18 protein-coding genes are annotated in these 24,962 nt (G+C 64.2%); 11 read left to right on the top strand and 7 right to left on the bottom strand.

Features of this window, described 5'->3' with window-relative positions; genetic code table 11:
* Positions 1-7 precede the first annotated feature (7 nt).
* The 6 genes from AC0IYN_RS26900 to AC0IYN_RS26925 all read left to right on the top strand — a co-directional run bounded on the left by AC0IYN_RS26900 (position 8) and on the right by AC0IYN_RS26925 (position 8,493).
* Positions 8-1,234, top strand: a complete 1,227-nt coding sequence (locus AC0IYN_RS26900) for an alpha/beta hydrolase (RefSeq protein WP_471844138.1) — start codon at positions 8-10, stop codon at positions 1,232-1,234.
* 12 nt (positions 1,235-1,246) lie between these two features.
* The gene (locus tag AC0IYN_RS26905; protein ID WP_471844140.1) at positions 1,247-2,452 is read left to right on the top strand and encodes an LLM class flavin-dependent oxidoreductase; all 1,206 of its coding nucleotides are present in this window, start codon (positions 1,247-1,249) and stop codon (positions 2,450-2,452) included.
* 4 nt (positions 2,453-2,456) lie between these two features.
* Positions 2,457-4,013: an ABC transporter substrate-binding protein gene (locus AC0IYN_RS26910; protein ID WP_406599785.1), complete on the top strand. Its 1,557-nt coding sequence runs from the start codon at positions 2,457-2,459 to the stop codon at positions 4,011-4,013.
* 153 nt (positions 4,014-4,166) lie between these two features.
* Complete coding sequence (locus AC0IYN_RS26915) at positions 4,167-6,728, top strand: TonB-dependent receptor plug domain-containing protein (RefSeq protein ID WP_471844142.1); 2,562 nt, start codon at positions 4,167-4,169, stop codon at positions 6,726-6,728.
* A gap of 19 nt (positions 6,729-6,747) precedes the next feature.
* Complete coding sequence (locus AC0IYN_RS26920; protein ID WP_406599783.1) at positions 6,748-7,833, top strand: LLM class flavin-dependent oxidoreductase; 1,086 nt, start codon at positions 6,748-6,750, stop codon at positions 7,831-7,833.
* A gap of 201 nt (positions 7,834-8,034) precedes the next feature.
* The gene (locus AC0IYN_RS26925) at positions 8,035-8,493 is read left to right on the top strand and encodes an REP-associated tyrosine transposase (protein WP_406599782.1); all 459 of its coding nucleotides are present in this window, start codon (positions 8,035-8,037) and stop codon (positions 8,491-8,493) included.
* Positions 8,494-8,607: 114 nt separating this feature from the next.
* On the opposite strand, the gene AC0IYN_RS26930 is transcribed toward AC0IYN_RS26925, so the two are convergent.
* The 7 genes from AC0IYN_RS26930 to AC0IYN_RS26960 all read right to left on the bottom strand — a co-directional run bounded on the left by AC0IYN_RS26930 (position 8,608) and on the right by AC0IYN_RS26960 (position 16,915).
* Complete coding sequence (locus AC0IYN_RS26930; protein ID WP_457240407.1) at positions 8,608-10,386, bottom strand: dipeptide ABC transporter ATP-binding protein; 1,779 nt, start codon at positions 10,384-10,386, stop codon at positions 8,608-8,610.
* On the bottom strand, positions 10,383-11,192 hold the full coding sequence (locus tag AC0IYN_RS26935) for an ABC transporter permease (RefSeq protein WP_457240406.1): 810 nt from the start codon (positions 11,190-11,192) through the stop codon (positions 10,383-10,385). Before AC0IYN_RS26935 ends, AC0IYN_RS26930 begins: the two co-directional genes overlap by 4 nt.
* On the bottom strand, positions 11,189-12,247 hold the full coding sequence (locus AC0IYN_RS26940; RefSeq protein WP_457240405.1) for an ABC transporter permease: 1,059 nt from the start codon (positions 12,245-12,247) through the stop codon (positions 11,189-11,191). Before AC0IYN_RS26940 ends, AC0IYN_RS26935 begins: the two co-directional genes overlap by 4 nt.
* Positions 12,240-13,796: an ABC transporter substrate-binding protein gene (locus AC0IYN_RS26945; protein WP_457240404.1), complete on the bottom strand. Its 1,557-nt coding sequence runs from the start codon at positions 13,794-13,796 to the stop codon at positions 12,240-12,242. The genes AC0IYN_RS26940 and AC0IYN_RS26945 overlap by 8 nt, the downstream gene beginning before the upstream one ends.
* A gap of 3 nt (positions 13,797-13,799) precedes the next feature.
* Positions 13,800-14,987 (bottom strand): LLM class flavin-dependent oxidoreductase, encoded by a 1,188-nt coding sequence (locus tag AC0IYN_RS26950; RefSeq protein WP_100490860.1) that lies wholly within the window; start codon positions 14,985-14,987, stop codon positions 13,800-13,802.
* Positions 14,988-15,124: 137 nt separating this feature from the next.
* Entirely contained in the window at positions 15,125-15,856 is a 732-nt protein-coding gene (locus AC0IYN_RS26955; RefSeq protein ID WP_078048251.1) for a class II aldolase/adducin family protein, read from the bottom strand.
* 15 nt (positions 15,857-15,871) lie between these two features.
* Positions 15,872-16,915, bottom strand: a complete 1,044-nt coding sequence (locus AC0IYN_RS26960) for an ABC transporter substrate-binding protein (RefSeq protein WP_406599776.1) — start codon at positions 16,913-16,915, stop codon at positions 15,872-15,874.
* Positions 16,916-17,275: 360 nt separating this feature from the next.
* Between AC0IYN_RS26960 and AC0IYN_RS26965 the strand changes: the two genes are divergently transcribed.
* From AC0IYN_RS26965 to AC0IYN_RS26985, 5 genes are all read left to right on the top strand, one after another.
* On the top strand, positions 17,276-18,508 hold the full coding sequence (locus AC0IYN_RS26965) for an acyl-CoA dehydrogenase family protein (RefSeq protein ID WP_406599217.1): 1,233 nt from the start codon (positions 17,276-17,278) through the stop codon (positions 18,506-18,508).
* A 76-nt stretch (positions 18,509-18,584) separates the two neighbouring features.
* A complete protein-coding gene (locus tag AC0IYN_RS26970; RefSeq protein WP_471844147.1) occupies positions 18,585-20,351 on the top strand; it encodes an ABC transporter ATP-binding protein in 1,767 nt (588 codons plus the stop codon).
* Complete coding sequence (locus AC0IYN_RS26975) at positions 20,344-22,188, top strand: ABC transporter ATP-binding protein (RefSeq protein WP_406599214.1); 1,845 nt, start codon at positions 20,344-20,346, stop codon at positions 22,186-22,188. The genes AC0IYN_RS26970 and AC0IYN_RS26975 overlap by 8 nt, the downstream gene beginning before the upstream one ends.
* 503 nt (positions 22,189-22,691) lie before the next feature.
* The gene (locus AC0IYN_RS26980; protein WP_406599213.1) at positions 22,692-23,843 is read left to right on the top strand and encodes an LLM class flavin-dependent oxidoreductase; all 1,152 of its coding nucleotides are present in this window, start codon (positions 22,692-22,694) and stop codon (positions 23,841-23,843) included.
* A gap of 19 nt (positions 23,844-23,862) precedes the next feature.
* Complete coding sequence (locus AC0IYN_RS26985; protein WP_078048244.1) at positions 23,863-24,912, top strand: ABC transporter substrate-binding protein; 1,050 nt, start codon at positions 23,863-23,865, stop codon at positions 24,910-24,912.
* Positions 24,913-24,962 lie beyond the last annotated feature (50 nt).

The raw sequence follows: 24,962 nt of genomic DNA on the forward strand, positions 1-24,962 counted from the left end.
ATGATTGATGAAACTGCCACACTCCTTCGCGTTCGGTCTCAGCGTACTGGCCTTGTCCATGAGCGTCTTTGCCGCCGATGTGCATGCACCGAAACCCGACCCGCTGCAAGGTGACGGCCGCGTCTCGGCGTTCTACACCTGGGAAAAAGCCATCCCGGCCACACCCGGCAAACTGCTGCGCAGCGAGCCGCTGGACAAGACCCTGAGCCTGGCAAATGCCGCCAGCGCCCAACGCATCCTCTACACCTCCACCGATGGCATCGATAACAAGACGCCGATCGTGGTCTCCGGCGCGCTGTTCCTGCCCAAGGGCAAGGCGCCTGCGGGGGGTTGGCCGGTGGCGAGCTGGGGCCATGGCACCGTCGGCGTGGCGGACGTGTGCGCGCCGTCCTGGCAAGGCCGTTCCTACCGCGATGTGGCTTACCTCAATCGCTGGCTGGAAGAAGGCTTTGCGGTGGTCGCCACCGACTATCAAGGCCTTGGTGTCCCCGGCGGCCACCCATTGCTGAACAGCCGCATGGCCGCCTACGGCATTCTCGATGCCGCCAAGGCCGTGGTCGCCAGCGTCCCCGGCCTGGCCGACAAAGTGCTGATCGTCGGCCAGTCCCAGGGCGGTGCCGGTGCCTTTGCGGCAGCTGCCTATGCCGCTACCTACGCCCCCGACCTCGGCGTCAAGGGCAGCATCGGCACGGGCGTGATCTACACCCTCGACTACGCGAAAAACCCCAGCGAAGAGGTGCGCAACAAGGTCGACCCGACCCTGGCCTACGGTTTCTACACTTTGCTCGCGGCCCAGCAATACGACCCGAGCATCAACCCGGCGGACTTCTACACCGACAAGGCTCTGCCGATCTTCGAACAGGCTCGCACCAGTTGCCTGTTTGCCCTCGAAGGCGACGTCGAAGGCCTGGGCCTGAGCATCGCCAACACCAAGAAAGACTATAAGGGCAAGCAGCTCGCACCCTGGTTGGCGCAGGTTTCGTACCCGACCCTGAAGACCTCCAAGCCGATCTTAATCGGCACCGGCGCCGATGACACCACCCCCGCCGCCGCCACCCAGGTCAAGTTGATGCAGGACGCGTGCAACGCAGGTTCCGTGGTCGAAGGCCACCTGTACAAGGGCCTGGGCCACAGTGCCACGGTCAATGCGTCGCTCAAGGACTCGATTCCGTTCGCCCACAAGGTCATCAACGACCAGCCGATCACCCCGGTCTGCGCCCCGACCGCCCAGTAAGCAGGAGGCTTCATGAGCATTGAATTCTTCACTCGCCTGCCATTGCACGGTGAAACCCAGTTCCTGCCCGGTGACCCACGCAACCGTGGCGACTGGCATCGCGGCGGCGCCAACAGCACCGGCGCGGTCTCCGGGTTCAGTGTGGGCGACCACTTCACCTACATCGACTACCTGGGCCAGATCGCCAAGGCGGCTGAGATCAACGGGTTTGGCGGTGCGTTGATGGTCAACGCGCCCACCGGCGAAGAGCCGTGGACGGTCTGCTCGCTGCTGGCCCGCGAGACACGCACCCTGCAGTTCGTCACCGCGTTCCAGCCCTACCACTACACCCCGTGGGTGGCGGTGCAACAAGCGGCCACCTACCAGCGCGCCACCGGTAATCGCCTGGTGTGGAACATCATCAACGGCGGTTCGGATGCGATCCAGCGCCAGGTCGGCGACTACAGCGACCATGACGAGCGCTATGCACGCGCCACCGAGTTCATGGACGTGGTCAAGGGCTATTGGCACAACGAGACCTTCCACTACGACGGCACCTTCTACAAAGCTGACGGCGGTGGCCTGCGTGGCCCGTTGAAAAAGGCCCAGTTGCCGCTGATCTGCACCGCCGGTTCCTCGATTGCCGCGCGGGAGTTTGCCGCCAAGCACGCGGACTTCTACCTGATGCGCGCCGAGCACCCGGATGAAATCGCCGCGCTGATCGCCGACCTGCGCCAACGCGCACTCAAATGGGGGCAGACCGACATCCGCTTCGGCCTGTCGATCGACGTGATCACCCGCGAAACCGAAGAGCTGGCGCGCACCGAGGCCAAGCGTTTCTTCGACGAAGGCATCGCCCGTGGCGCGGTCAAGGCCGTGGCCGCCCATGCCGGGCTGCGCACTGCGCGCAAGCTGAGCTACGAGCATGGCTTTGCCGAGAAGAACGAGGCCCAGGGGTTTGATGACTTCTTCATTCACCCGAATGTGTGGACCGGCTTCGGTTACATCGGCATCCCTCCCGGCTGTGCACTGGTGGGCAGCTACGAAAACGTGGTGGCGCGGATTCGCGAGTACAACAGCATCGGCATCGATCTGTTCTTCCTCGCCGGCTACCCGCACCTGGAAGAAGCCTATCGCCTCGGCGAGCACATCCTGCCGCACTTTCGCAGCGAGCGCGCCGAATTGAGCCGCGCACAGGAACCTCTGCGTGAACTGCACTCGGCCAACGGTGGAGCCTGATGCGATGACCCTACTCTTGAGCCGCCGGGACTTTCTCGGCTACAGCGCAACGGTCGGCGGCGGCCTGCTGCTGGCCGGTTGCGGCCCCAGCGACGCGCCTGCCGTGGTGGCCGGCGACGACCAACCACGTTATGGCGGGCGGCTACGCCTGGGCATTCTCGATGGCAACCAGAGCGGCAACCTGGACGCGCACAAACCGGTGGGCAGCGGCATCGTTCGCGGCTTTGCGCTGTACAGCAAATTATGGGAGTGGGACGAGCAGATGCAACCGCGCCTGGCCCTGGCTGAACTGGCCGAGCCGAACGCCGATGCGAGTGCCTGGACCTTGCGCTTGCGTCCGGGCCTGGAGTTCCACAATGGCAAGACCATCGACGCCGACGATTTGATCTTCTCGATCCGTCGCCTCACCGACCCGCAACTGGCCTCGCCCTATGCCGCGCTGTTGCACTGGGTCGACCGCGACAACCTGGTCAAGCTCGACAACCGCACCGTGCGCCTGAGCTTCCGAGAAGGTCGCAGCTACATGCCGCTGGCGGAAACCTGGGTCAATTTCGGCGGCATCGTGCCGGTGGACTACCACCCGGTCACCAACCCGGTGGGCGCCGGTCCCTATAAGCTGAAAAGCTTCACCCCCGGCCAGCGTTCGCTGTTCACCCGCTTCGAAAACTACTACAAGGACGGCAAGCCCTACGCCGATGAGCTGGAAATCATCGACTTCAAGGACCAGGTCGCGCGCCTCGCCGCCCTGCGTGCCGGGCAGATCGACATGGCCAATGTGCTGCCCACCGAGCAACTGCCGATCCTGCAAAAAGACCCGCGCCTGCAGGTGATCAAGTCCGTGACAGGCAACTGGCTGTCCTTCGACATGAACCTGGACAAGCCACCCTTCAACGACCCACGGGTGCGCGAAGCGTTTCGCCTGCTGGCCGACCGTGAGGAACTGGTGCGTCGTGCACTGAACGGCCAGGGCCGGGTCGCCAACGACTTGTATGCGCCAAGCGACCCGACGTTCAACCACAGCCTCGGCCCACGCCCCTACGACCCGCAACGCGCGGCGCAACTGTTGAAGGAAGCCGGCCAGGAAAACCTTGAGGTGGAACTGATCACCACCCCCGGCCCCGGCCTGAGTTCCGCGCTGGTGCTGGCCGAGCAAGCCAAGCGCATTGGTGTGACCCTGAAGGTCAAGCAAGTGGACCTGGCGACGTTCCAGGGGCCACTGAAAAACGACTGGACCCTGAGCACCGGCGGCAGCATCGGCGCGCCGTTCCTGGCCAGTGCGATCCACACCGATGCGCCCTTTGCGGTATCGAACAAGACCCACTTCAACGATCCGCAGTTCAGCGAGCTGTTCCTGGCGGCCATGGCCCAGCCCGACCTGGAAAAACGCAAGGCCCTGGTGCACCAGGTGCAGCAGATCCAGTACGAACGCGGCGGCATGTTGATCTGGGGCTACGCCGACCTGCTCGACAGCGTGTCCACCCGCGTCGGCGGTGCGCAGTCGGAAGCGTCATTGTTCAGCACCTGGCGCTTCGAGAAGCTCTGGCTCAAAGACACCGCCTGACCCAATGAAACCGCACCCCCCTCTGTAGGAGCCCGGCTTGCCGGCGATGGGGCCCTCAAGCCCTGCGCCGATCAAACGGACGCCATCGCCGGCAAGCCGGCTCCTACAAAAGATCGTGCGCCCTTCACTCATTTTTTATGGGGCATTTCTGCCATGCACGCTATCGCCTTGCGTTTACCCCTGCTGCTGGCCGCAACGCTGCCGCTGCAGGCTTTTGCCGCCGACACCCAATTGCAGACTGTCACCGTGCAGGCCAGCAGCAGCGAGTCGGATGACGACGCCCTGCCCACCCGTCCACCGACCTCGGTGTATGGCGGCACCGAGACCAAGGTGCTCGACACCCCGCGCTCAGTGGTACAGATCAACGCCGAACAGTTGGCCAACGGCTCGATCCACAGTGCCGACGACCTGGTCAAGTATGCACCGGGGATCACCCGTGGCGGCGGCCAGAATGCCGGGATCGCCCCGCAGTTCCGTGCCCAGGGGTCGGAAATTTTCCAGGACGGCCAGCGCGGTTATGCCGTACGTCACCCCGCCAACTTCAATGCCTATGAAGGCGCCGATATCGTTGCCGGGCCGTCCTCGGTGACCTACGGCTCGGTGTCCGGCAGCGGCGGCTACGTCAACTACCTGAGCAAAAAGCCCAACTTCAATGAGTTCAAGACCAAGCTCAGCGGCGAACTGGGCTCATGGGTACCGGACGGCACATCGCGCAACTCCAACAAGTTCAGTATCGACAACACCGGCCCCTTGACTGACAACCTGGCCTATCGCCTGAGCATCACCAAGCAGCGCCAGCAAGACTTCTACGACAACGTCGACAACAACTTCGACGCGTTCTACGGCGCCCTGGCCTGGCGCAACGACAATGTGCGCGTGGACTGGAACGCCAGCTACGACAACTACTACGACTACAACATCACCCACGGCTGGAACCGCGCTACCCAGGACCTGGTAGACCACGGCAAGTACTACGCCGGCCGTGCCACGCCGATCATCCAGAATGGCAACACCCTGTGGTCGCCGGTACTGGCCTCCGGCGCCGCCGATGCCCCCACCCTTGGCTGGGTGCAACGCCAGCGCAATGCCCAGGGCCAGTACAGCGTGGTCGACGGCAGCTTCCAGGCCGCTTCCCCCAATACCCAGGCCAACCCCGGCAGCCTGCGCGGTTGGGTGTATGACCCGACGCTGGCAGGCAATGGCGAGCAGTCCTTGTCCTCCCAGGCCGGGCAGCGCAAGGAAGATGAAAGCAGCTCGCGGCGCTTTACCACGCAACTGCGCATTGAAGCCGACCTGTCGCCCACCATCACCGTGGCCAACAGCACGTTCTATGAACGTTCCAAGGACATCACCGATGCCGTGGGTGCCTTCCAGGTGCAATCGAAGGACACGATTTTCGATAACCGTTTCGAGTTCCGCTCGCGCAACGAAACCCGGCTGGGCGGCTGGACCCTGCGGGACGACAGCAACACCGGCCTGATCTACCGCCGCGAATTCAACCAGTCGATTGCCGCCAACAATAGCTTCGGTTCCACCATCAACGCCTACGACCTGACCCAGAATCCTTCCGGCAAAAACCCCGGCGACCTGTTGGGCCTCGACGGCAGCAACCCGGCCGGTGGCAACGGCACGTGGATCGGGCAGCCCGGCGTGCCGCAATATTCCAACTACTACGGCTGGCTGAACCTGCCGCCGATGTACGCGGCCGGGCATGGGCTGTATGCCGAATCCCTGGCGCCCTACACCGCGGAAAGCACCTGGACCACCAAGACCCTGTTCAGCCAGCACAACCTCAAGTACGGCGATTATGTCGGCCTGAACATCGGCGCCAGTCGCAGCTGGATCGACGCCGAGATCCATAACCCTTTCACCCTCGCGGGCGGCAATCGGCGCCAGGACAGCGACAACTATCGGTTGTTTGCCTTCCAGGTCAGCCCCTACGTAAAACCCACTGAAAACACCACGCTGTACTACACCTTCGATCGCTCGCTGGCGGTCAATACCGGGTTCTTCTCCAACGGCCTGGGCTGGGGCAGTGGCGCCGGCGCCAACCAGCTCAACCCGCTGGCGTTCCAGAGCCTGAGCGTGTTGCATGAGGTCGGGGTCAAGGTCGAAGCGGTGCCCAACCAGCTGTTCATGACCTTGGCGGCGTTCAAGCAAGCCCGGGACCAGGCGCCCGACAGCAATAACAATATTGCGCGGCTGCAGATCAAGGGCGTGGAAGCCACCGTGCGCTATCAACCGGATGACCACCTGCGCAGCGGCCTCAACCTGTCCAAGCTCAGCGCCTACAACGAGTTCACCTCCCAAGCCGGGTTTGCGTCCGCCGGGTTCATCCCCGACAACGGCACGGTGTTTGGCGATAACAACAGCCTCAATCAGCGGCCTTCCGGACGCTATGACGCGGTGCAGATTCCCGAGTACACCGCCAGCGGCTATGTCGACTACCGCTTTGATTCCGGCTTTGGCGCCGAACTCTCCGGCTGGTGGACCAGCAGCTGGTACCTGAACCTGAGCAAGACGGTAAAGATCCCCAACGAGTACAACCTCGACCTCGCCCTGTACTACCGCCAGCCGCAGTGGAGCACCACCTTGCGGGTGCTCAACCTGACCAACGAACTCAACTTCGTCAGCGGCCTGGCCGGCTCCACCAACACCTTTTTGCAACCCATGCCTGGCCGCACCTTGCTGGCCCAGGTCGACTATCAATTCTGATCCACCCCAGGAGCGTCCCATGTCCATTGAATTTGTCGGCATGATTTTCCCCCGCCAGTGGTCTGAAACCCGTGGCGTGCGCAGCCCGGATTTTGACCTCGACTTTATCCGCCATCATGCCCGCGCCCATGAGCATGCCGGCTTCGACCGCGTACTGATCGCCAGCGGCCCGGGCAGCGCCGACAGCCTGCAGATCGCGGCCTACGCGGCGGCGCATACCGAGCGCCTGGGGTTCATGATTGCCCACCGCCCTGGCCTCACCGCGCCCACCGTTGCCGCCCGAGCCTTCGCCACGCTGGACCACACCACCGGTGGCGGGCGCATCCGCCTGCACGCAATCACCGGGATTACCGCCGAGCCGCAGGAAGGCGACTTCCTGCTGGACAAGACCGAGCGCTACCAACGCACCGATGAGTACCTGGAGATCGTGCGGCGCACCTGGACCGCCGACGAGCCGTTCGATTTCGAGGGCAAGTACTTCAACATCAAAGGCGCGTTTTCACCGGTCAAGCCGTTGCAACAGCCGCACATCCCGATTTCGTTTGGCGGGTCTTCGGACATCGCCTACCAGATCGCGGTCAAGCACGCGGATTTGTATGCGCTGTGGGGCGAGCCGTTGAGTGGCGTGGCGGAGCAGATTGCCAAGCTCAAGGCCGCCGCTGCGGCAGCGGGCGTTGAAGCGCCACGGGTGAGTTTGTCGGTGCGTTTGATCCTGGGCGCCACTGAGGAACTGGCCTGGCAACGTGCCGAACAGATCCTGGAACAGATCAAGGCCAACCCACAGTTTGCCGCCGGCAGCCCCTGGCAGAAACGCATCAAGGGCACCGGCTCGGAACGCCTGCTGGCCGCCGCAGCCTTGGGCGACCGGCACGACCGCGCTCTATGGATGCCCACCGCCACCGCCGTAGGCGCCTACGGCGACACCACCGCCCTGGTCGGCACCCCGGAAACCGTCGCGCAGGCGTTGTTGGATTATGTGGACCTGGGCGTGACCACGTTCTTGAACCGGGGGTATGACCCGTTGTACGACACGGTGGATTATGGACGGTGGATCATCCCGGCGGTGCGTGAAGAAGCGCGGCGCAGGCAGGCACGCGTTGCGTAGCGGCGCATGACGCCATCGCCGGCAAGCCGGCTCCTACAGTGGATCCTGTGTACCGATGTTTATGCGTACGACACACACCTGTAGGAGCCGGCTTGCCGGCGATAGCGTCCGTCCAGTCACATCCAGCGCCAAAGTCTCACCTCAAATCCCCTGCCGCCGCACTAGCCTTATCTGCCTGTATTCATATCAGGAGGACAAGGATTGTCCACACGCCCCCACGCTAAACACCTTCGCACTGGCCGTTACTCCGAAAGTGGTCAGATCTACATGCTCAGCGCTGTCACCCAACACCGCGAGCCTGTCTTTGCAGACTGGCAAGTCGGTCGTTTAGTGGTTCATCAATTTCGTCAGGCACAAATCGAAGGCCTTGCCGACTCGCTGGCCTGGGTGGTGATGCCGGATCATTTTCATTGGCTGCTCGAGCTCAAACAAAGCACCTTGCCAGCGCTGATGCTGGCGACAAAATCCCGTAGCGCCCGCGCCATCAATGCGCGCCTGGGGCGGTCGGGTCGTTTTTGGCAAAAGGGTTTTCATGACCGCGCCATCAGGCGGGAGGAAGATTTGCAGGCCGTTGCGCGCTATATCATCGCCAACCCATTGCGGGCCGGTATTGTACGGCGCGTGCATGATTATCCGTTGTGGGATGCGATATGGGTGTGATTGTTGAGGACGCCATCGCCGGCAAGCCGGCTCCTACAGTGGATCGCGTGTACATGTGTACGACACACACCTGTAGGAGCCGGCTTGCCGGCGATCACCGCGCAGCGGTGCCCGTCACCCCAACGACGGCGAATGCTCCAGCAACGTGCGGGTATACGCCGCCTGCGGCTGGTCCAATACCTCATCCACCGCGCCCTGCTCCACGACCCTGCCCACCTTCAACACCAGCACGCGGTCCGCAATGGCGCGGACGACGCCGAGGTCGTGGGTCACGAACAACAAGGTCAGCCCTTCGCGCTGCAATTGGCGCAGCAGGTCGAGGATCGATGCCTGCACCGACACGTCCAGTGCCGAGGTGATTTCATCGCAGATCAGCAGCCTGGGTTCGCACAGCAGCGCACGGGCGATGGCCACGCGCTGGCGTTCGCCACCCGATAGGCTGTGGGGGTAAAGATCGGCCACCGAGGCCGGCAGCGACACGCGCTTGAGCACCGCCTCGACCCGCTGCCGCGCCGCAACGCCTTTGACCGCGAAGAAGTGTTCCAAGGGCGCGCTCAGCGTCTGGTACACGGTTTGACGCGGGTTCAACGCGCGATACGGGTTCTGGAAGATGTATTGGATCTGGTGACGCAACCCCGCATCGCGCTGGCGTGCCTGCAACGGCAGTGGGCGGCCAGCGTAGTGCAATTCACCCAGGGCATTTTCCCCCAGGCCGGCGACGGCCCGTGCCAGGCTGGTCTTGCCGGAGCCGGACTCGCCCACCAACGCCAGGCACTCCCCCGGCTGCACCTGCAATGCAATGTCGAACAGCACCTGCCGGTCGTAGGCTACGTTCAAGCCGCGGATGGACAGCAACGGTGCTTCGGCCTGCGCGGTAACAGCCGCAATCGGTGTCAACGCGATTGCCTGCAACGGCTGGTCATGGGGGACGAGACAGGCCACCGCATGGCCCGGCTCCCGGACCTGCAACGCCGGCTCCTGCAACGCGCACACTGAGGCAAACCGCTCGCAGCGCGGCCCGAAACTGCACCCCTGTGGCCGTTGCCCCGGTGCCGGCGCGTGCCCGGCAATCGCTTGCAACGCGCGACGTCCCGCCACATCCGGGATCGCCGCCAGCAACCCTCGGGTATAGGGATGGGACGGCCGGCTGAACAGCGCATCGCGGCTGGCAGTTTCCACAATGCGCCCGGCATACATCACCATCACCCGGTCCACCAGGTCCTTGATCACCGCCAGGTCGTGGGACACATACACCGCCGCCACACCCTGGCTTTTACACAGGCGCCGCAGCGTGGCGAGGATATGCGCCTGGGTGCTGACATCCAGCGCGGTGGTCGGCTCATCCAGCACAATCAGGCGCGGGCGCAGCACGAATGCCAGCGCCAGCATCACCCGCTGTTGCTGGCCCCCGGAGAGTTGATGGGGAAAGCGCCGCAGGAACTCCGGATCGTCCGGCAGACCGACGTCTCGCAGCGTTTCATTGATACGTTGCTGCTGAGCCGCACGATCCAGGCCCGACGGATGCACCGCCAGGGTCTCGCGCAACAGGTGACCGACGCGCAGCGCCGGATTCAGCGCGGTGGCCGGGTCCTGGGCGACATAGCCGATCAGGCTGCCACGCGCCCGGCGCAAGGCTTCGCCCTCCAGGCTCAACAGCGCCTGGCCGTCGACCTGCACCTGGCCGCCAACAATCCGCGCGCCGCGCCGCGCATGGGCGAGCAAGGCGGTGGCCAGCGTGGTCTTGCCCGACCCCGATTCGCCGACCAAACCGAGGATCTCCCCGGCCTGCAGGCTGAACGAGATGCCCGACACCACATCCACCTGCCCCGGCAACTCCACGCGCAGGTCATGCACCTGCAGGACCCCGGTGTCGATTTCGGTGATTGCGTTCATGGCTGCTTTTCTCCCATCCGTGCGCTGCGCCGGCCGATGCCTTCGGCAAGGATATTGGTGCCGTAGGCAAATACCCCGATCAGCACCGCCGGGGCCAGCACCGCCCAGGGCTGCACCAGCAGGCCGGCCTGGTTTTCATTGATCATCAGGCCCCAGTCCGCCGTGGGCGGCGCCACGCCATAACCGAGAAAACTCAAGCCCGACAGCATGCCCACGCCCCAGGTCAGCATGTTGCCGAAGTGCACCAGCAACGGCGTGAGGATATTCGGCAGGATCTCCTTGAACAGGATGCGCCAGCGCGAGTAACCCATCATCTGCGCCGCCTCGACGAACTCCTGTCCCGCCACCGCCACCGCACTGGCACGCGCCAGGCGGATCACCCCGGGAATGAACGCGATGGACACGGTCAACACAATCAGCCATGGCGCGCGGCCCAGCATCGACACGATCAGCAGCACCAGGATCAGGTCGGGAAACGCCAGGGACACGTCCGCCGACCAGGTAATCAACTGGTCCAGGCGCCGCCGCGACAAGCCCGCCAGCAGGCCCAACGTGCTGCCGACCGCCAGCGCGATACTCGCGGCGGCCACCGACATCCACAACACCGACAAGCCGCCATTGAGCAACCGCGACAGCACATCATGCCCAAGAAAATCAAACCCCAGCCAGGCAGCCCCGGCAGGCGCGCCATACACCGGGCCGACCATGTCCGTTGAACCATGGGGCGCAAGCCAAGGGCCGAACAACGCGAAGGCAACCACCAGCAATGTGATCAGTGCGCCTTTACGGATTTGCGGCTCGTTCATGCATCACCTCGGGAACGGCGCCACCACGGCGTGATGCCCCGGCGGTTGCGTTGAATCAGCGTGACCCGGCGCGCGGTGCGCAGCTTGGGTGTGAGCAATACAGTGAGCAGGTCGGCGAGCAGGTTGACCAGCACCACCGCCAGGGTGATCACCAGCACAATCGCCTGGATCATCGGCAGGTCGCGCATCTGGATCGCCGCGTTCAACGCCGTGCCAATGCCGGGGTAACTGAAGATCACCTCGGCCAAGACCGCGCCGCCGATCAGCGTGCGCAGGGTCAGCGCCACGCCCTGGATCGCCGGCACCAGCGCGTTGGGCAAGGTGTGCAGCCACACAATGCGCCGGTGCGGAATGCCGCGCAGGCGAGCGGCGATCACGTAATCGGATTCCAACGCCTCGATCATCGCCGCCCGCACCATCCGCGTTAGATAAGGCAATGCGGTGAGGCTCAGGGCCAACACCGGCAGGGTCAGAAACTTGAGCTGGCGCAGCAGCGACTGGTCCGGGTCGAGGATCGACACCGCCGGCAAGAAGTCCATGTGCGGCATGGAAAACAGCAGCACCAGGCCTATCGCCAACAGAAAGCCCGGCGTGGCCTTGAGAAAGATCAACAGCGACAGGCTCCAGCGATCCAGGCGACTGTCCCGGCGCAACGCCAGCGCGACACCCAGCGCCAGCGCCACCGGCACCACCACCGCGATCACGCCGGCCAGCAATGCCAGGGTGTAGCCGAAGCGGTCCCACAGGATATGACTGACGGGCGCATTCGAATCCAGCGACACACCGAGGTCGCCACGCAAGACGGCGCTCCCCCAGCGCAAGTATTGCCACAGGATCGGCTGGTCCAGCCCCAATTGATGCTGCAGGGTAAGGATGCTGTCCAGCGGCGCATCCGGGCCGAGGATCACTCGCGCCGGGTCCGAAGGCAGGGCCTGGGTGGCGATGAATACCACCAGGCTGATGACCCAGGCGGTCAGCAGACCGTAGCCCAGGCGCCCGATAAACCACGACAGCCACGCCGGCGTGCGTGGGGTTTTGCATTGCGGCTCAGACATGGTTCAACCACAACTCATCAAAACGCCAGGAGGCGAAGGTGGTCTGCTCAGGATTCAGGCCGCCGACCTTCACGGAAGCCGCGTCCAGCACATCGCTGAAACCCCAGATCAACAGGCCGCCGCGTTCGTGCTGGATCTGCTGGGCCTCATGCACCAGGCTTTTGCGCCGCTCAAGATCGGGTTGGGCCAGGGCCTGGCGATACAGGCTGTCGAAGCGCTCATCGCGGAAATTGCTGCGGTTGTAGATCGCCAGCGGCGCGTCGTTGTGCAGCGCCGAAGCCAGGAAGCCTCGGGCAGGTGTCGAGCCTGGCGACAGTTGCCATTGCTCTCGCTGCGGGCCATTGAACACGGCGCCGTCGACCTGGGTCACATGCACCTCCACACCAGCCTTTTTCGCCTGCTGCGCCAATACCAGCGCGGCATTCACACCTGGCCCTGGGGTGGTGGTCAGCTCCACGCGCAAATCGGTGTGCCCGGCCTGGCGCAACAACACGCGCGCCTGGTCCAGGTCGTACGGGCGCTGGGCGATGGCGTGGTTGTAGGTGGGGTCATGGGGCGAATACAGGTCGTTGGCGACGCGGCCAAAGCCATTCAGGCCACGGTCCACCAGTTCCTGCCGGTCGGCCAGCAGGCGGAAGGCCTGGCGCACGCGCACGTCATCGAACGGCGGCTTGGCCAGGTTGAGGTTGAAACCGGTAAACGAAGTGCTCGGCGAGACGCACAACGACAGGCGTGAATCGGCCTTGAGCAACGCGCTGTGCTCGGCCTGCACGCCGCTGGCCACGTCGATCTGCCCGGCGCGCAAGGCCGCCACGCGGGAGACCTGGTCCTTGAACTCGATGATTTCCAGCTCATCGGCATACGGCTGGCCGGGTTTGTAGTAGTTCTCGAACCGCGTGTACAGCGAGCGCTGGCCGGGTACAAAGCGCTTGAGCTTGTAGGGGCCGGCGCCCACCGGATTGGTGATCGGGTCGTAGTCGGTGGGCACGATGCCGCCGAAGCTGATCAGGGTTTCATCCAGCGGGAAGAAACTCTGGCCTTGTTTGAAACGGATCTCGATGGTGCGTTCGTCCAGCTTGCGCAAGGCATTGCGGTCGATGGCGCCGACCAGCCCGGCAAAGGGCGAAGCCAGCTTGGGATCGGTGAGGCGCAAGAGTGAGAACAGCATGTCGTCGGCGCCGATGGTCTTGCCATGATGAAACTCCAGGCCCGGCTTGATGCGAATGGTCCAGGCGCTGGCGTCGGCGTTGGGCTCGGCAAACTCGGCCAGGGCCAGGCGCGTGCTGACGTCGGTGTTCCATTCCCAGAACTTGCTGTACAGCGCCCAGCCACGGATGATCCCGCCGCCCACCGGTTTGTGCGCGTCGAGGTTGCCGGACTGGTCGCCGTCGATAATGCCGATGCGCAAGCGCCCGCCCCTCACAGGTTTACCCAGCAAGGCCGTCGCGCCTTGGGAGGCCGCACCGCTGTCGCAGCCGCCCAGCAGCAAGCCGCCGCCGACCACCAGGCTGTTGCCGAGGAACACTCGGCGGGAAAATCCGTCACTCATCACTCAAGCCTCTTCGCGCTGTGCAGCCTTGTGAGTCACGCCCAGGCGCGGTACGTCGAAACCGTGGTCGAGGTCCAGCAGTGGGAACAGCAGGTCGGCCACGCGGTGGGCTTCATCGATCAGCGGGAAGCCGGAGAGGATGAACGCCGAGGTGCCCTGGGCTTCATATTCGCGGATGCGCTCGGCGACCTGCTCGGCACTGCCCACCAGGTAGGTGCCAGCGGCCGGGCCGAGGATGTTGAAGCCGAACAGGCTCGGGCCGAGCCACACGTTGGGGTAGATCTCCAGTTCGCGCGCTGTGGGCAGGCGCCCGGCTCGAAGGGTCTCGACATTGCGCTGGGTTTGCGGGTCGTCGCTGTGGAAATCCTCGAAGCTCACGCCCGCTGGCAACTGGCGCTCAATGGCGTTGCGCGCGGTCTGCAGCGAAGTACGTTGCAGCAGTTTCTCGGCGTGGGCCCAGGCTTCCTCCTCGGTCTCGCGCACGATGATCTGCAGGCGGGTGCCGAAGGTCAGTTCGCGGCCAATCTTGGCAGCTTCGGCGGCAACCTTGCGGAACTTGTCGCCAAGTTTCGGCGGGGTATTGGCGAAGCTCAGGTACACGTCCAGCAACTGCACCGAGTGCTCGACGCCAGGCCCCGATGTGCCGGCGCCCCACAAGGGAATCCCGGGTTTCTGGTAAGGCGGATGCCAACCGCCAAGGGGATGGCTGGCCGCGCCGGGCGAACGCGGGGCAAGCTTGACGTACTGGCCGTCATAACCGCGCGTGTCGCCGGCGTAGAAGCCCTGGAATGCGCGCCAGTATTCGAGGCTGAACGCATAACGTTCGTCATGCGGGTAATGCACCCCCAGGGTGGCCAGGCCGGCGTCGTTGCCGTTGACCACGTTGAACAGCAGGCGGCCGTTGGAGAACTGGTCAACCGTGAGTGCCCACTTGGCCAATACCGCCGGCGACAGCTCGCCCGGGTGTTGCGCCACCAGGAAGCGCAGGCGCTCGGTGGCGTCGATCAGCGAAGCGGCCACGGCCAGGCTTTCATTCGGGCTGGAGCCGAGCAACGAGCCGTAGTAGCCGAGGCGATCGCTGGCGACCGCGAGTTGCTTGAGGTGTTGAAAGTCGGTTGTCCAGCGGCCTTCGGGTTCCCATGGATAAGGTCCGTCAGGCGTAGTGAGGTACCAGAGAATTTTTACAGCCATGACAAACATCCTTGAATATATCGCCATCCCTGTAGGAGCCGGCTTGCCGGCGATAGCGGTGCATCAGGCAACATCAATGTTGGATGTACCGCCGCCATCGCCGGCAAGCCGGCTCCTACAAGGGGTTCGCGGTGTGTTTAGTTTTTGCGGTCGATAGCGGGTACAAGGCCCAGCGCGGTGGCCTGCTCGAACAACCCGCTCATCTTCCACTGCTGGGTCAGTACGCCCGGTCCATAAGCGCGGGAGCCACCCAGCGCATCCGCGAGCAATTGCAGCTGTGCGCCCTCCTCCAGCAACAGGATGAATTCCGCGGTGGCGCGCAGCCCTTGCTTGCCCCACACAGTGGAGCCGCCGTTGGCTTCAAGGATTGCCAGGTTGAAGGGGTTCTCGGCGATCTTGTCGAGGATGAAGTCCACTTCCTGCTGGCGGCGGTCGATGTACACCGGCAGTTCCCGCGCCAACTGGTAGCGCTGCACCGGTACGTAGTGGAACGGCAAGGTGCGATGGGTCTGGGCCCAGGCGCCCAGGTACGGCGAGTGCACATGGGACACGGTGGTCACGTCGGCGTGCTGCTGGAACAGCTTGGTGTAGCGGCCCAGGCCCCCCTTGCCCTTGCCGAGGATGACGTTGCCGGCAAAGTCGGTCACCGTGGCTTGCAGCGGTTTGCGGTAGTTCCACGGGCCGCCGTAGTTCACCGACACCAGCAACTCCTGGCCGGGGACGCGCTCGATAAAGCCAACGGTGCCGTTGGCGGTAATGGTGTTGGTTTCACGGAATACGGTGAAAGCCTCTTCGGCCTCCAGCAGCACTTTGTCGACAAAGGCCTGCAGTTCGAGGCTGATGGGTTGAGCGTGGACAATGGCAGTCATGGGAGTTCTCCAGGTTCAGGCGCGGCGTTTGGCCAACAGTTCATGGGCGGCTTGCAGAGGGCGCGGATCGACCCAGTCGGCGATGGAAAAATCGCGCTCCAGGAAGCCGTGCAGGTAAAGAAATTCTTTTTGGGTGCCGAGGAAATCCAGGCGCTGGGCCGACAGGTCCGGCGCCAGGGTGGTGTGGAAATCCCCGCGATAGGCTTCGGCCACCCCGGCGCTGCCGGCGCGGGTTTCTTCTTCGAGGATGGCGTTGAGGCCGTCGCGATTGTTCGCCGCCCACTCGGCCGCACTGAGGGTTTGCGCGAGAAAGCGCACCACCAGGTCAAAGTGGTTGTCCAGCAGGCTCTGGTGCACGGTGATCGGCCGTGGCGTGCCGTTGTTGATGCGATAGCGCGGCTCGGCGATCAGGTCCAGGTCGATGCCCACCACCAGCCCCAGGCGCCGCGCGGCGTCCGCTGCCGACGCGCCCTTGACGTACACCGCGTCCACCTCGCCGCGCACTAGGTAATCCAGGCCCGACCACAGGCGTTGCAGGCCCTGTTGCGGGTCCGGGGCTTGGGACTGGTCCTGCAACGCCACTTCCACCAGCTCGACATCGTCGAACCCAAGACCCGCCAGGCTCAGCGCGCCCTTGTAGCCGTGCAGGCTCATGGCGCGAGCGATGCTGCCGGGGCGGCTGTCACCCCAGGCCGGCAGGGCCAGGCGCTTGCCTTTCAAGTCTTCGGAGCGGGTGATGCCGGAGTCCGGACGCACAAGGATGGTTTGCCATTCTTCGATCCAGGTCAGGCCGATCAGCCGGCTTGGCGCACCGGCAGCGCGGGCGGCCAGGGCCGGGACGTTGCCGCCTTCGCGAAACAGCCCAGGCAGGTCGTGATCGTAGTGATGACGGCCCAGCTGGCGAGCCTCCTGCAACGTCGACACGGGCAAGCCGTCCGGCGCGAACTCTTCGGTCAACCACCCCAGCTTGTAGGCGATGCCGGATGCCGTCGGCACCGGGCAGCGGGTAAACCAGATCTGCTCAAGCTCGGGCGTGGGCAGGACAGCGGAAAGGGTCATGGGCAGCTCCATTGAATTGGGCAAGTCAGTGGAGGGTGCTATTGCAGAGGCCGTGCCAATCGGCGCGCCCCCCGGTTTACAAGGGTATTGGTGCTTGCTGGAGCAGGCGACTGCTGACCTGCCAACAGCACTGTTGCTGCGCCAGCAGCCACTTGCTCGAGCTGCTTCTCCAGCAGCACCCGAGCCTGCGCAGCCCCTGTACAGCATGGCTTTTCACATTGGCTTGGAACTTGCTCAAGCCCATTCCAACACCGCAACCCCTTGTAGGAGCCCGGCTTGCCGGCGATGGCGTTCTTGAAAACGCCATCGCCGGCAAGCCGGGCTCCTACAGGATGCGAATCAAAACAGAAGGATGAATGCATGACTACGTTTGAACAGGCGCCTATACGCCAACTGCACAGTGAAGCCGAGGCCATCGCCGCGGCCAAGGAGATCGCGGTGGAGATCGCCGCCATCGCCGCCGACCCCGAGCAAAACGGCCAGCTGCCGTGGCGCCAGGCACAGCTGTTATCCGAAAGCGGCATCACCGCTATCGGCGTGCCGAAAGCCTTTGGCGGGCTGGGAGCTTCAGTGCAGACCATCGTCGAGACCGTACGGATTATCTCGGTGGCCGATGGTGGCGTCGGCCAACTGCTGCAGATCCACAACGTGATGCTGCGCGGGATTTTCAACGGCTACCCAGACGCGGTGCGTGATCGACTGGTCAGTGATGTGCTGGCCGGCAAGCGCTTCGGCAACGCCCTGGCCGAAGTCGGCGGCAAGAATAAGTTCGCGCTCAAGACCCGCGTCGAACGCCGCGAGGACGGCGCGCTGGTGCTCAATGGCAGCAAGTTCTACTCCACCGGTTCTTACCTGGCCGAATGGATCTCGCTCACCGCTGCCTCGGACGACGGCGGTGCGGGTGTATTGCTCAACCGCGATACCCCAGGCCTCACGCTGGTGGATGACTGGGCCGCTTTCGGCCAGAAGAACTCGGTCAGCGGCACGGTGAATTTTGACAATATCGTGCTGGATGAAGACTACGTATCGCGTCGCAAAGGCCCAATGAAACGTACCGGGCTGACGTTCCCGCAGATCCTCCACGCCGCCATCGACACCGGCATCGCCGCCGGCGCCTTGGCCGCCGCCGTCGACTACCTCAAGCACAACGCACGGCCGTGGGTGGAAAGTGGCGTCGACCATGCCAACGAAGAGCCGCACATCATCAAGCAGATCGGCGAATACGCAGTGGCCCTGCGTGCTGCCGAATCGCTGCTGCGCGACGCCGCGCGGGTGTTTGATGCCCATGAGTTGGACCCGGAGAACAAAGAACTGCAGGACGCGTTGATCCTCTCGGTCGCCACCGCGCGTGCGCATTCCGACAGCGCTTCGCTGAAGATTTCCAGCGATATCTTCTCGTTGCTGGGGGCCAGTTCGTCGCTGAGCAAATGGAACTTGGACCGCTTCTGGCGCAACGCGCGGGTGCACACCACCCATGACCCGATCCGCTGGCGTTTGCACCACGTGGGCAACTACTACCTCAACGGGGTGGACCCGGGCGAATACACCGCGATCCTGAATGCCAAGGAAACCCAAGGCGCCACCCGCACATAAAACCCTAACGGTAGGAGCCCGGCGTGCCGGGCTCCTACCGGTTCGGCATCCTCCCGTTTATGCCTACGAGCTTTTCATGATTGAACAACACCCTCTTTTACGCAGCCTGGCGATCTACCGGGAAATGCCCTGGCGGTTCGCGCTGGTGGCGGCGCTGTACGTGGCGATCAACCTGGGGCTGGTCTGGCAGCAATGGCTGATCGGCCACGCCGTGAATGACGTGAGTGCCGGCCGCGCAGTCGTCCATGCGCCTGACGGCAGCCTGGATGCCAGCCTCGGCTGGTACTGGCTGGCGCTGATGCTCGCCGTGGCGGTGGGACGCGGCGTACTGCAATACATCGCCAGTGTGCTGTCGCTGGTGATCAGCCAGGCGCTGCTGACGCGCCTGCGCGAACGCATTCTGGCCCAGGTGCAAAGCCTGCACCTGGGGTATCACTGGCAGCACGGCATGGGCGAGATGATCACGCGCACCACCCGCGACGCCGACAAGGTTCGCGACGCCTTGATCACCTTCTGGCGGCAACTGGTGGAAACCCCGCTGGTGGTGCTCGCCACCGTCGGCCTGTTGGGCTGGTATGACCTACTGCTGGGGCTGGTGCCCTTGCTGCTGACAGTCACCGGACTGTGGATTTTCGTGCGCCAGACCGAGCGCCTGGTCAGCCTGGACCGTGCGGTCGGCAGCGCCTATGACCGCGTTAACCAAGACCTCAGCGAAGGCATTGGCGGCGTGCGCGTGATCAAGTCATTTGGCCTGGAACAGCAGCGGATCCAGGGCTTTGCCGATCAGGTCACGGTATTCGCCTCGTTGGCCCGCCAGGCCCTGGCGTATTCCAGCTCGCGCATTCCGCTGCCTCAGGCCGTGGTTGCCCTGGGCCATGTGTGGATCCTGGTGTACGGCGCGCACCTGGTCGCCGCCGGGCAACTGGGGATTGGCGAACTGGTCACCTCGCTGCTGATCGCCACCACGCTGGTGTTTCGGATCGAAGGTATCGGCCGGGTCATGCAGACTTTTGCCGACGCGCGTGCGAGTGCCGAACGTATCTGGCAACTGCTCGATGCGCCCTCGGCGATCCTCAGCGGCAATGGCGCCCTGCCCGCTGGCCCGCTGGGGCTCAAGCTGGAGCATGTCAGCGTGTCGGCTCCGGGGGGTGGCCGCGACATTCTGCATGACTGCTCGCTGACCTTGCAGCCCGGTGAAATCGTCGCACTGGTCGGCGCCACCGGCACTGGCAAAAGCCTGTTGGCCAGCCTGTTGCCGCGCCTCAGCGATGTGACCGCCGGGCGCTTGTTGCTGGGTTCGGATGCCAACGGCTGGCAGGACATTCGCGACCTGCAGCTCGGCCCGCTACGCCAACGCGTGCACGTGGTGCCCCAGGAAAGTTTCCTGTTCGCCGGCACCCTCGCCGCCAACCTGCGCCTGACCGCCCCCGCAGCTACAGACGAACAGTTGCGTGCAGCCTTGCACCTGGCCGCTGCCGAAGACGTGTTGCAGCGCCTGCCCCAGGGCCTGGAAACCCCGTTGGGCGACCGTGGCGTGACCTTGTCCGGCGGCCAGCGCCAACGCCTGTGCCTGGCCCGCGCGCTGCTGGGCTCCCCGGACATCCTGTGCCTGGATGACGCCACCAGCGCCCTTGACGCGATCAGCGAACGCCAGGTGCTGAATAACTTGCGACAACTGCACGGCACCACAGTGTTGGTGATCTCCAGCAAGCTCTCGACCATTCTGTTGGCCGACCGCGTGCTGGTGCTGGACGACGGCAGGATCACCGCTCACGGCCGTCACACCGACCTGCAATCCACCCATGCGCATTACCGCGACCTGCTGGGGATCGACCATGGCTAACCCACTGCCAGGCAAAGCCTTGAGCGATATCGAAATCGAAGAAATGCTGGCCAAGAAAGCCCTGGACCGCAGCATGTTCAAGCGGCTGCTGCCCTTGCTACGGCCAATCCGTCGGCAGATTGTGGCGGTGATCGGCATCGAAATCCTGCTGGTCTTTACCGTGTTCCTGCGGCCGTGGTTCGTGCGTGAGCTGCTGGATCGGGGGCTGATTCAACAGGCCGACCACTGGCTGCTGGACGAGCGCCTGGTGCTGTGGCTGGGCCTCGGCCTCGCAGCGAGTTGGCTGGTGCGCTTCCTGCTGGCCGGCGTCTCGCAATTCGTGGCAGGCGGCGCGGCGATCCGCGTGCTGAACGCCCTGCGCGTGCAGGTGTTCGCCCATGTGCAAAGCCTGAGCGTGGGCTACTTCGACCAGACCCGCGCCGGGCGCATCATTTCCCGGGTCGACCGCGACGTTGACGCACTGGAACCGCTGGTGATCCAGGGCCCACCGGAACTGCTCGGCGCTCTGCTGCGCTGCGGCCTGGCCGCCGTGATGCTGTGGCGCATCGATCCACGGTTCTTCTTGAGCCTGGTAGCAACAGTGCCGCTGCTGGTGCTCGCCACCTGGAGCTTCAAGCGTATCTCCCAGCGCAACTGGGCCAAGGTCGCGGAAAACCGCAGTCGCTTTACCGCCCACCTGGTGGAAAGCGTCAGCGGCGCGCGCCTGCTGCAACAGTGCGCCCAGGAAGCACCGAACCTGCGGCGTTATCGCGTGCTGCTGGATGACTTCAACCAGGCGCTGATTCGCGGCAGCCTGCGCTCGTCGTGGTTTGCCCCGTTCACGGCACTGCTCAGCTCGGCGGGGATTGCAGTGTTGCTGCTGGTGGGCGCGTACGGGCTGGCAGCGGGCGAAGTGAGTGTCGGCCAGGTCGCGGAAAGCCTGTTCTATGTGTTTCTGTTCCTGGGGCCGTTGCAGGAATTGTCGGACCTGTTCGAGCGCTACGCCACCGGCTCGGCGTCGGCGCAGCGGATTTTCCTGCTGCTCGATACCACCCCGCAGATTATCGACCGTCCCCAGCCACGTCCCTTGGAACGTGCACGGGGCGAGGTGCATTTTGACCACGTGGGCTTCAGCTACGGGCAAGCGCCGGTTATCAACGGCCTCAACCTGCATATTCCGGCGGGAGAAGTGCTGGCGATTGTCGGGCCCTCTGGCCATGGCAAAAGCACCCTGGTGCAGTTGCTCACGCGCTTCTACGAAGCCCAGTCCGGCGCGGTGCGACTTGACGGCATCGACGTGCGCGACCTGGCCCAGCACACCCTGCGCCGCCATGTTGGCGTGGTGTTGCAGGACAACGTGCTGTTCAGCGGCAGCATCCTCGACAACCTGCGCCTGGCCGCGCCGTTGGCCGACGACGCGACCTTGATCGCCGCTGCCCGTGAGTTGGGTGCGGATGAAGTGCTGGAGCGTTTGCCCCATCAGTACTGCACCGAAGTCGGTCCTTTGGGGGCGCATTTGAGCCACGGCCAGCGGCAACTGGTGTGCCTGGTGCGGGCGTACCTGGCAGACCCGGCGGTGCTGGTGCTGGATGAGGCGACATCGGCGGTGGATATTCATACCGAGCGCCGGATTCAGCGGGCGCTGCGACGGCTGTGCGAGGGGCGGACGGCGATCATCATCGCGCATCGATTGGCGACGATTCGCGATGCGGATCGGATTGCGGTGGTCAGGCATGGTCAGGTGGTGGAGCTTGGGCCGCATGCGGGGCTTATTGCTCAGGGGGGTGCGTATGCGGCGTTGTATCAGACGTATTTGCGCAGTGCCCATGTGCGTGAGGGGGATGTGGTGGTTCTTTAGGTGATGGGGTGGATTGGAGTACATATCCGTTTTTTGGGTGATGGCGTCTTATGGTTCCGCTCTCACCCCGGCCAGCGTGTTTAACGGGGCGGCCTAGTAGCCGACCGATATTGAAAGCCGATCTCGGTCAACCTGTAGGAGCCGGCTTGCCGGCGATGGCATCACCTGGGTGAGCCTGCTGTACCGAGTCGCCTGCATCGCCGGCAAGCCAGCTCCTACACGTATCTGCCTTTGATCCAACCACTCACTTTTGATCGTAGGCGCCCCGTTAAACACGCTGGGCGGAACCCATACCCGCCGTTACCCAGATAACGGATATGTGCCCCACCCCCTGCTGCCCCCCAAACACCCACTGCTGCAAAGGTGCTGCTACAGCAGCACCCTCCCTCCAGAACCACCACCAACCCCCTGCAACCATTGCCCCCAACCCCAATGGCATGCCCGTTGCACGCATCCCTTCAATCAGGTCCAAGCCCCCTGCACGACTCAAATCAGGAGCACCCATGAGCACTGAATTCTTCTGGCGCCTACCCCTGGGCACCGACGGCCCGCAGCTGACCACCGACAAACACAACCGCGGCAACCCCAACTACCGCCCCGGCCACATCGCCCCAGGTCGCCTGCCCAACGGTGAACCCGACGACTTCACCTACATCGATTACATCGCCCAAGTCGCCAAGGCCGCCGAACTCGCCGGTTTCGAAGGCGCCCTGCTGCCCACCGGCCCCGAGCCGTGGATCGCCGCCGCCGCGCTCGCCCGGGAAACCCGGCGCATCAAGTTCCTGATCGCCTTCCAGGCCACCTGGACCCTGCCCGCCTACGCCGCACAACAGGCCGCGATCCTGCAGAACCTCAGCCGTGGCCGCCTGGAGTGGAACATCATCACCGGCGGCAACCCCGCCAGCCAACGCGCCAATGGCGACTTTCTCGAACATGACCTGCGCTACAAGCGCACCGGCGAGTTCCTCGACATCATCCAGGGCCTCTGGGAAAACGAAAAATTCTCCTACGACGGCGATATCTACCAACTGGAAAACGGTGCCCTGCCCGTCGGCCTGCGCAATGAGCGCAAGCCCGGCGTGTATTTCTCCGGTTTCTCCGAGGCCGCCCTGGGCGTGGCAGCCCGGCATGCCGATGTGTACCTGAATTGGGCCGAACCCATCGACAAGCTCAAGCCGCATATCGACCGGGTACGCGAACTGGCTGACAAGCAAGGCCGCACCGTGCGCTTCGGCCTGCGCGTCGACCTGTTCGCCCGCGAGACCGAAGAGCTGGCCTGGAAAGACCTGCGTCGCCAGTTCGACAAACTCGACGGCAAGACCAGCGCGGTCGCCAAGGGTTTTACCAATGGCTCGGATTCAGTGGGGGCTGCGCGGCAAACCGCTTATCACCAGAACGTCGACCGCTTTGATGACCTGATCATCGGCCCCAACCTGTGGGCCGGTTTTGCCAAGGCCAAGCCGGGTCCGACCGTCGGCTTGGTGGGCAGCCACGAAAACATCGCCGAGCGCCTGGTGGAATACCGCGACGCTGGTTTCTCGACCTTTATCCTCGCCGGTAACCCGCACCTTGAAGAAGCCCTGCGCATTGGCCAGGAAGTCTTGCCGCAGGTGCACCAACGCCCGGCGATCCAACCCTTGAAAGCCAGCGCCTGACTGCTGGGGAGATTCCTTGATGACACAACCTCTCGACACGCTCTGGTACACCCGCTGCCCCGTTCCCACCGGCCTGGGCATTGCCGTGCAGAAAGGCTGGCTGCAAGACACCGTCGGTGCCCTGGGTACCGAGGTGCAGTCACTGCGCGAATCGAATGACAAGGCGGTGCGCGAGTCGCACTTCGACCACACCCTGCAGAACTCCGTGCGCCATGGCGGCAATATCCCGGCGATCTGGGCCCGCGCCCAGGGCCGTGAAACCCGCGTGATCGGCCTGTCCTGGGCGGATGAAGTGCAACTGATCCTGACCCGCCAGGACAGCGGCATCAGGACCGTCAAGGACCTGAAGGGCCGTACCTTCGGCCTGCCGGACTGGGCCGGCGCGCAGATCGATTTCACCCGCGCCCAGGCGTTGCGCGGCCTGGAGAATGCGCTGTCGCTGGAAGGCTTGAAAGTGGGCGATGTGAAGCTCAAGAACTTCAGCTATGGCGGCACCTTCAGCGACAGCGCGGTGCGCAATGTGGCCGGCACACCGGTCAATGCACAGGTGACTGAACGCAACCTGGAGCTGATCGGCCTGCTGCGCGGCGAAGTCGATGCGATCTTCCTCAAGGGCGCCAGCGCGGCGCAGCACGCCCATGATTTCGGCCTGCACACGGTGATCGACACCGGCGCTCACCCCGACCCGCTGATCCGCAGCAACAATGGCACGCCGCGCACACTGGCAGTGGACCTGAACCTGCTGGACAAGCATTTCGACGTGGCCACCGGCATCCTCGATTCAGTGCTGCGCGCCGAGCAATGGGCCCACACCCACCCGGAAGACACCCGCCGCTACCTGGCCCGGGAAACCAACAGCAGCGAATACTGGGTGACCGCCGCCTATGGCGACGATGCACACCTGCGCCTGCGTACCGAACTGGATGAACAGGCGATCGTGGCATTGCAGGACTTCACCGACTTCCTGCACCGCTGGCGCTTTATCCCGCAAACCTTCGATGTGCGCGAATGGATCGATGCACGGCCGCTGAATGCGCTGCTCGACAACAAGACCGCACTCGCCGGCTAACCCGCCCCCTGTCGGAGCCGGCGTGCCGGCGATAGCGTGTTCAAGACCGC

This window comes from Pseudomonas sp. AC112 (assembly GCF_979253545.1).

Excerpts from the sequence above, each read along its gene's own strand:
- AC0IYN_RS26915 (WP_471844142.1), top strand. The coding sequence starts at position 4,167 with ATGCACGCTATCGCCTTGCGTTTACCCCTGCTGCTGGCCGCAACGCTG.
- AC0IYN_RS26960 (WP_406599776.1), bottom strand. The coding sequence starts at position 16,915 with ATGACCCTTTCCGCTGTCCTGCCCACGCCCGAGCTTGAGCAGATCTGG.
- AC0IYN_RS26900 (WP_471844138.1), top strand. The coding sequence starts at position 8 with ATGAAACTGCCACACTCCTTCGCGTTCGGTCTCAGCGTACTGGCCTTG.
- AC0IYN_RS26955 (WP_078048251.1), bottom strand. The coding sequence starts at position 15,856 with ATGACTGCCATTGTCCACGCTCAACCCATCAGCCTCGAACTGCAGGCC.
- AC0IYN_RS26975 (WP_406599214.1), top strand. The coding sequence starts at position 20,344 with ATGGCTAACCCACTGCCAGGCAAAGCCTTGAGCGATATCGAAATCGAA.
- AC0IYN_RS26970 (WP_471844147.1), top strand. The coding sequence starts at position 18,585 with ATGATTGAACAACACCCTCTTTTACGCAGCCTGGCGATCTACCGGGAA.
- AC0IYN_RS26985 (WP_078048244.1), top strand. The coding sequence starts at position 23,863 with ATGACACAACCTCTCGACACGCTCTGGTACACCCGCTGCCCCGTTCCC.
- AC0IYN_RS26965 (WP_406599217.1), top strand. The coding sequence starts at position 17,276 with ATGACTACGTTTGAACAGGCGCCTATACGCCAACTGCACAGTGAAGCC.
- AC0IYN_RS26935 (WP_457240406.1), bottom strand. The coding sequence starts at position 11,192 with ATGAACGAGCCGCAAATCCGTAAAGGCGCACTGATCACATTGCTGGTG.
- AC0IYN_RS26905 (WP_471844140.1), top strand. The coding sequence starts at position 1,247 with ATGAGCATTGAATTCTTCACTCGCCTGCCATTGCACGGTGAAACCCAG.
- AC0IYN_RS26930 (WP_457240407.1), bottom strand. The coding sequence starts at position 10,386 with ATGAACGCAATCACCGAAATCGACACCGGGGTCCTGCAGGTGCATGAC.
- AC0IYN_RS26980 (WP_406599213.1), top strand. The coding sequence starts at position 22,692 with ATGAGCACTGAATTCTTCTGGCGCCTACCCCTGGGCACCGACGGCCCG.
- AC0IYN_RS26920 (WP_406599783.1), top strand. The coding sequence starts at position 6,748 with ATGTCCATTGAATTTGTCGGCATGATTTTCCCCCGCCAGTGGTCTGAA.
- AC0IYN_RS26945 (WP_457240404.1), bottom strand. The coding sequence starts at position 13,796 with ATGAGTGACGGATTTTCCCGCCGAGTGTTCCTCGGCAACAGCCTGGTG.
- AC0IYN_RS26910 (WP_406599785.1), top strand. The coding sequence starts at position 2,457 with ATGACCCTACTCTTGAGCCGCCGGGACTTTCTCGGCTACAGCGCAACG.
- AC0IYN_RS26950 (WP_100490860.1), bottom strand. The coding sequence starts at position 14,987 with ATGGCTGTAAAAATTCTCTGGTACCTCACTACGCCTGACGGACCTTAT.
- AC0IYN_RS26940 (WP_457240405.1), bottom strand. The coding sequence starts at position 12,247 with ATGTCTGAGCCGCAATGCAAAACCCCACGCACGCCGGCGTGGCTGTCG.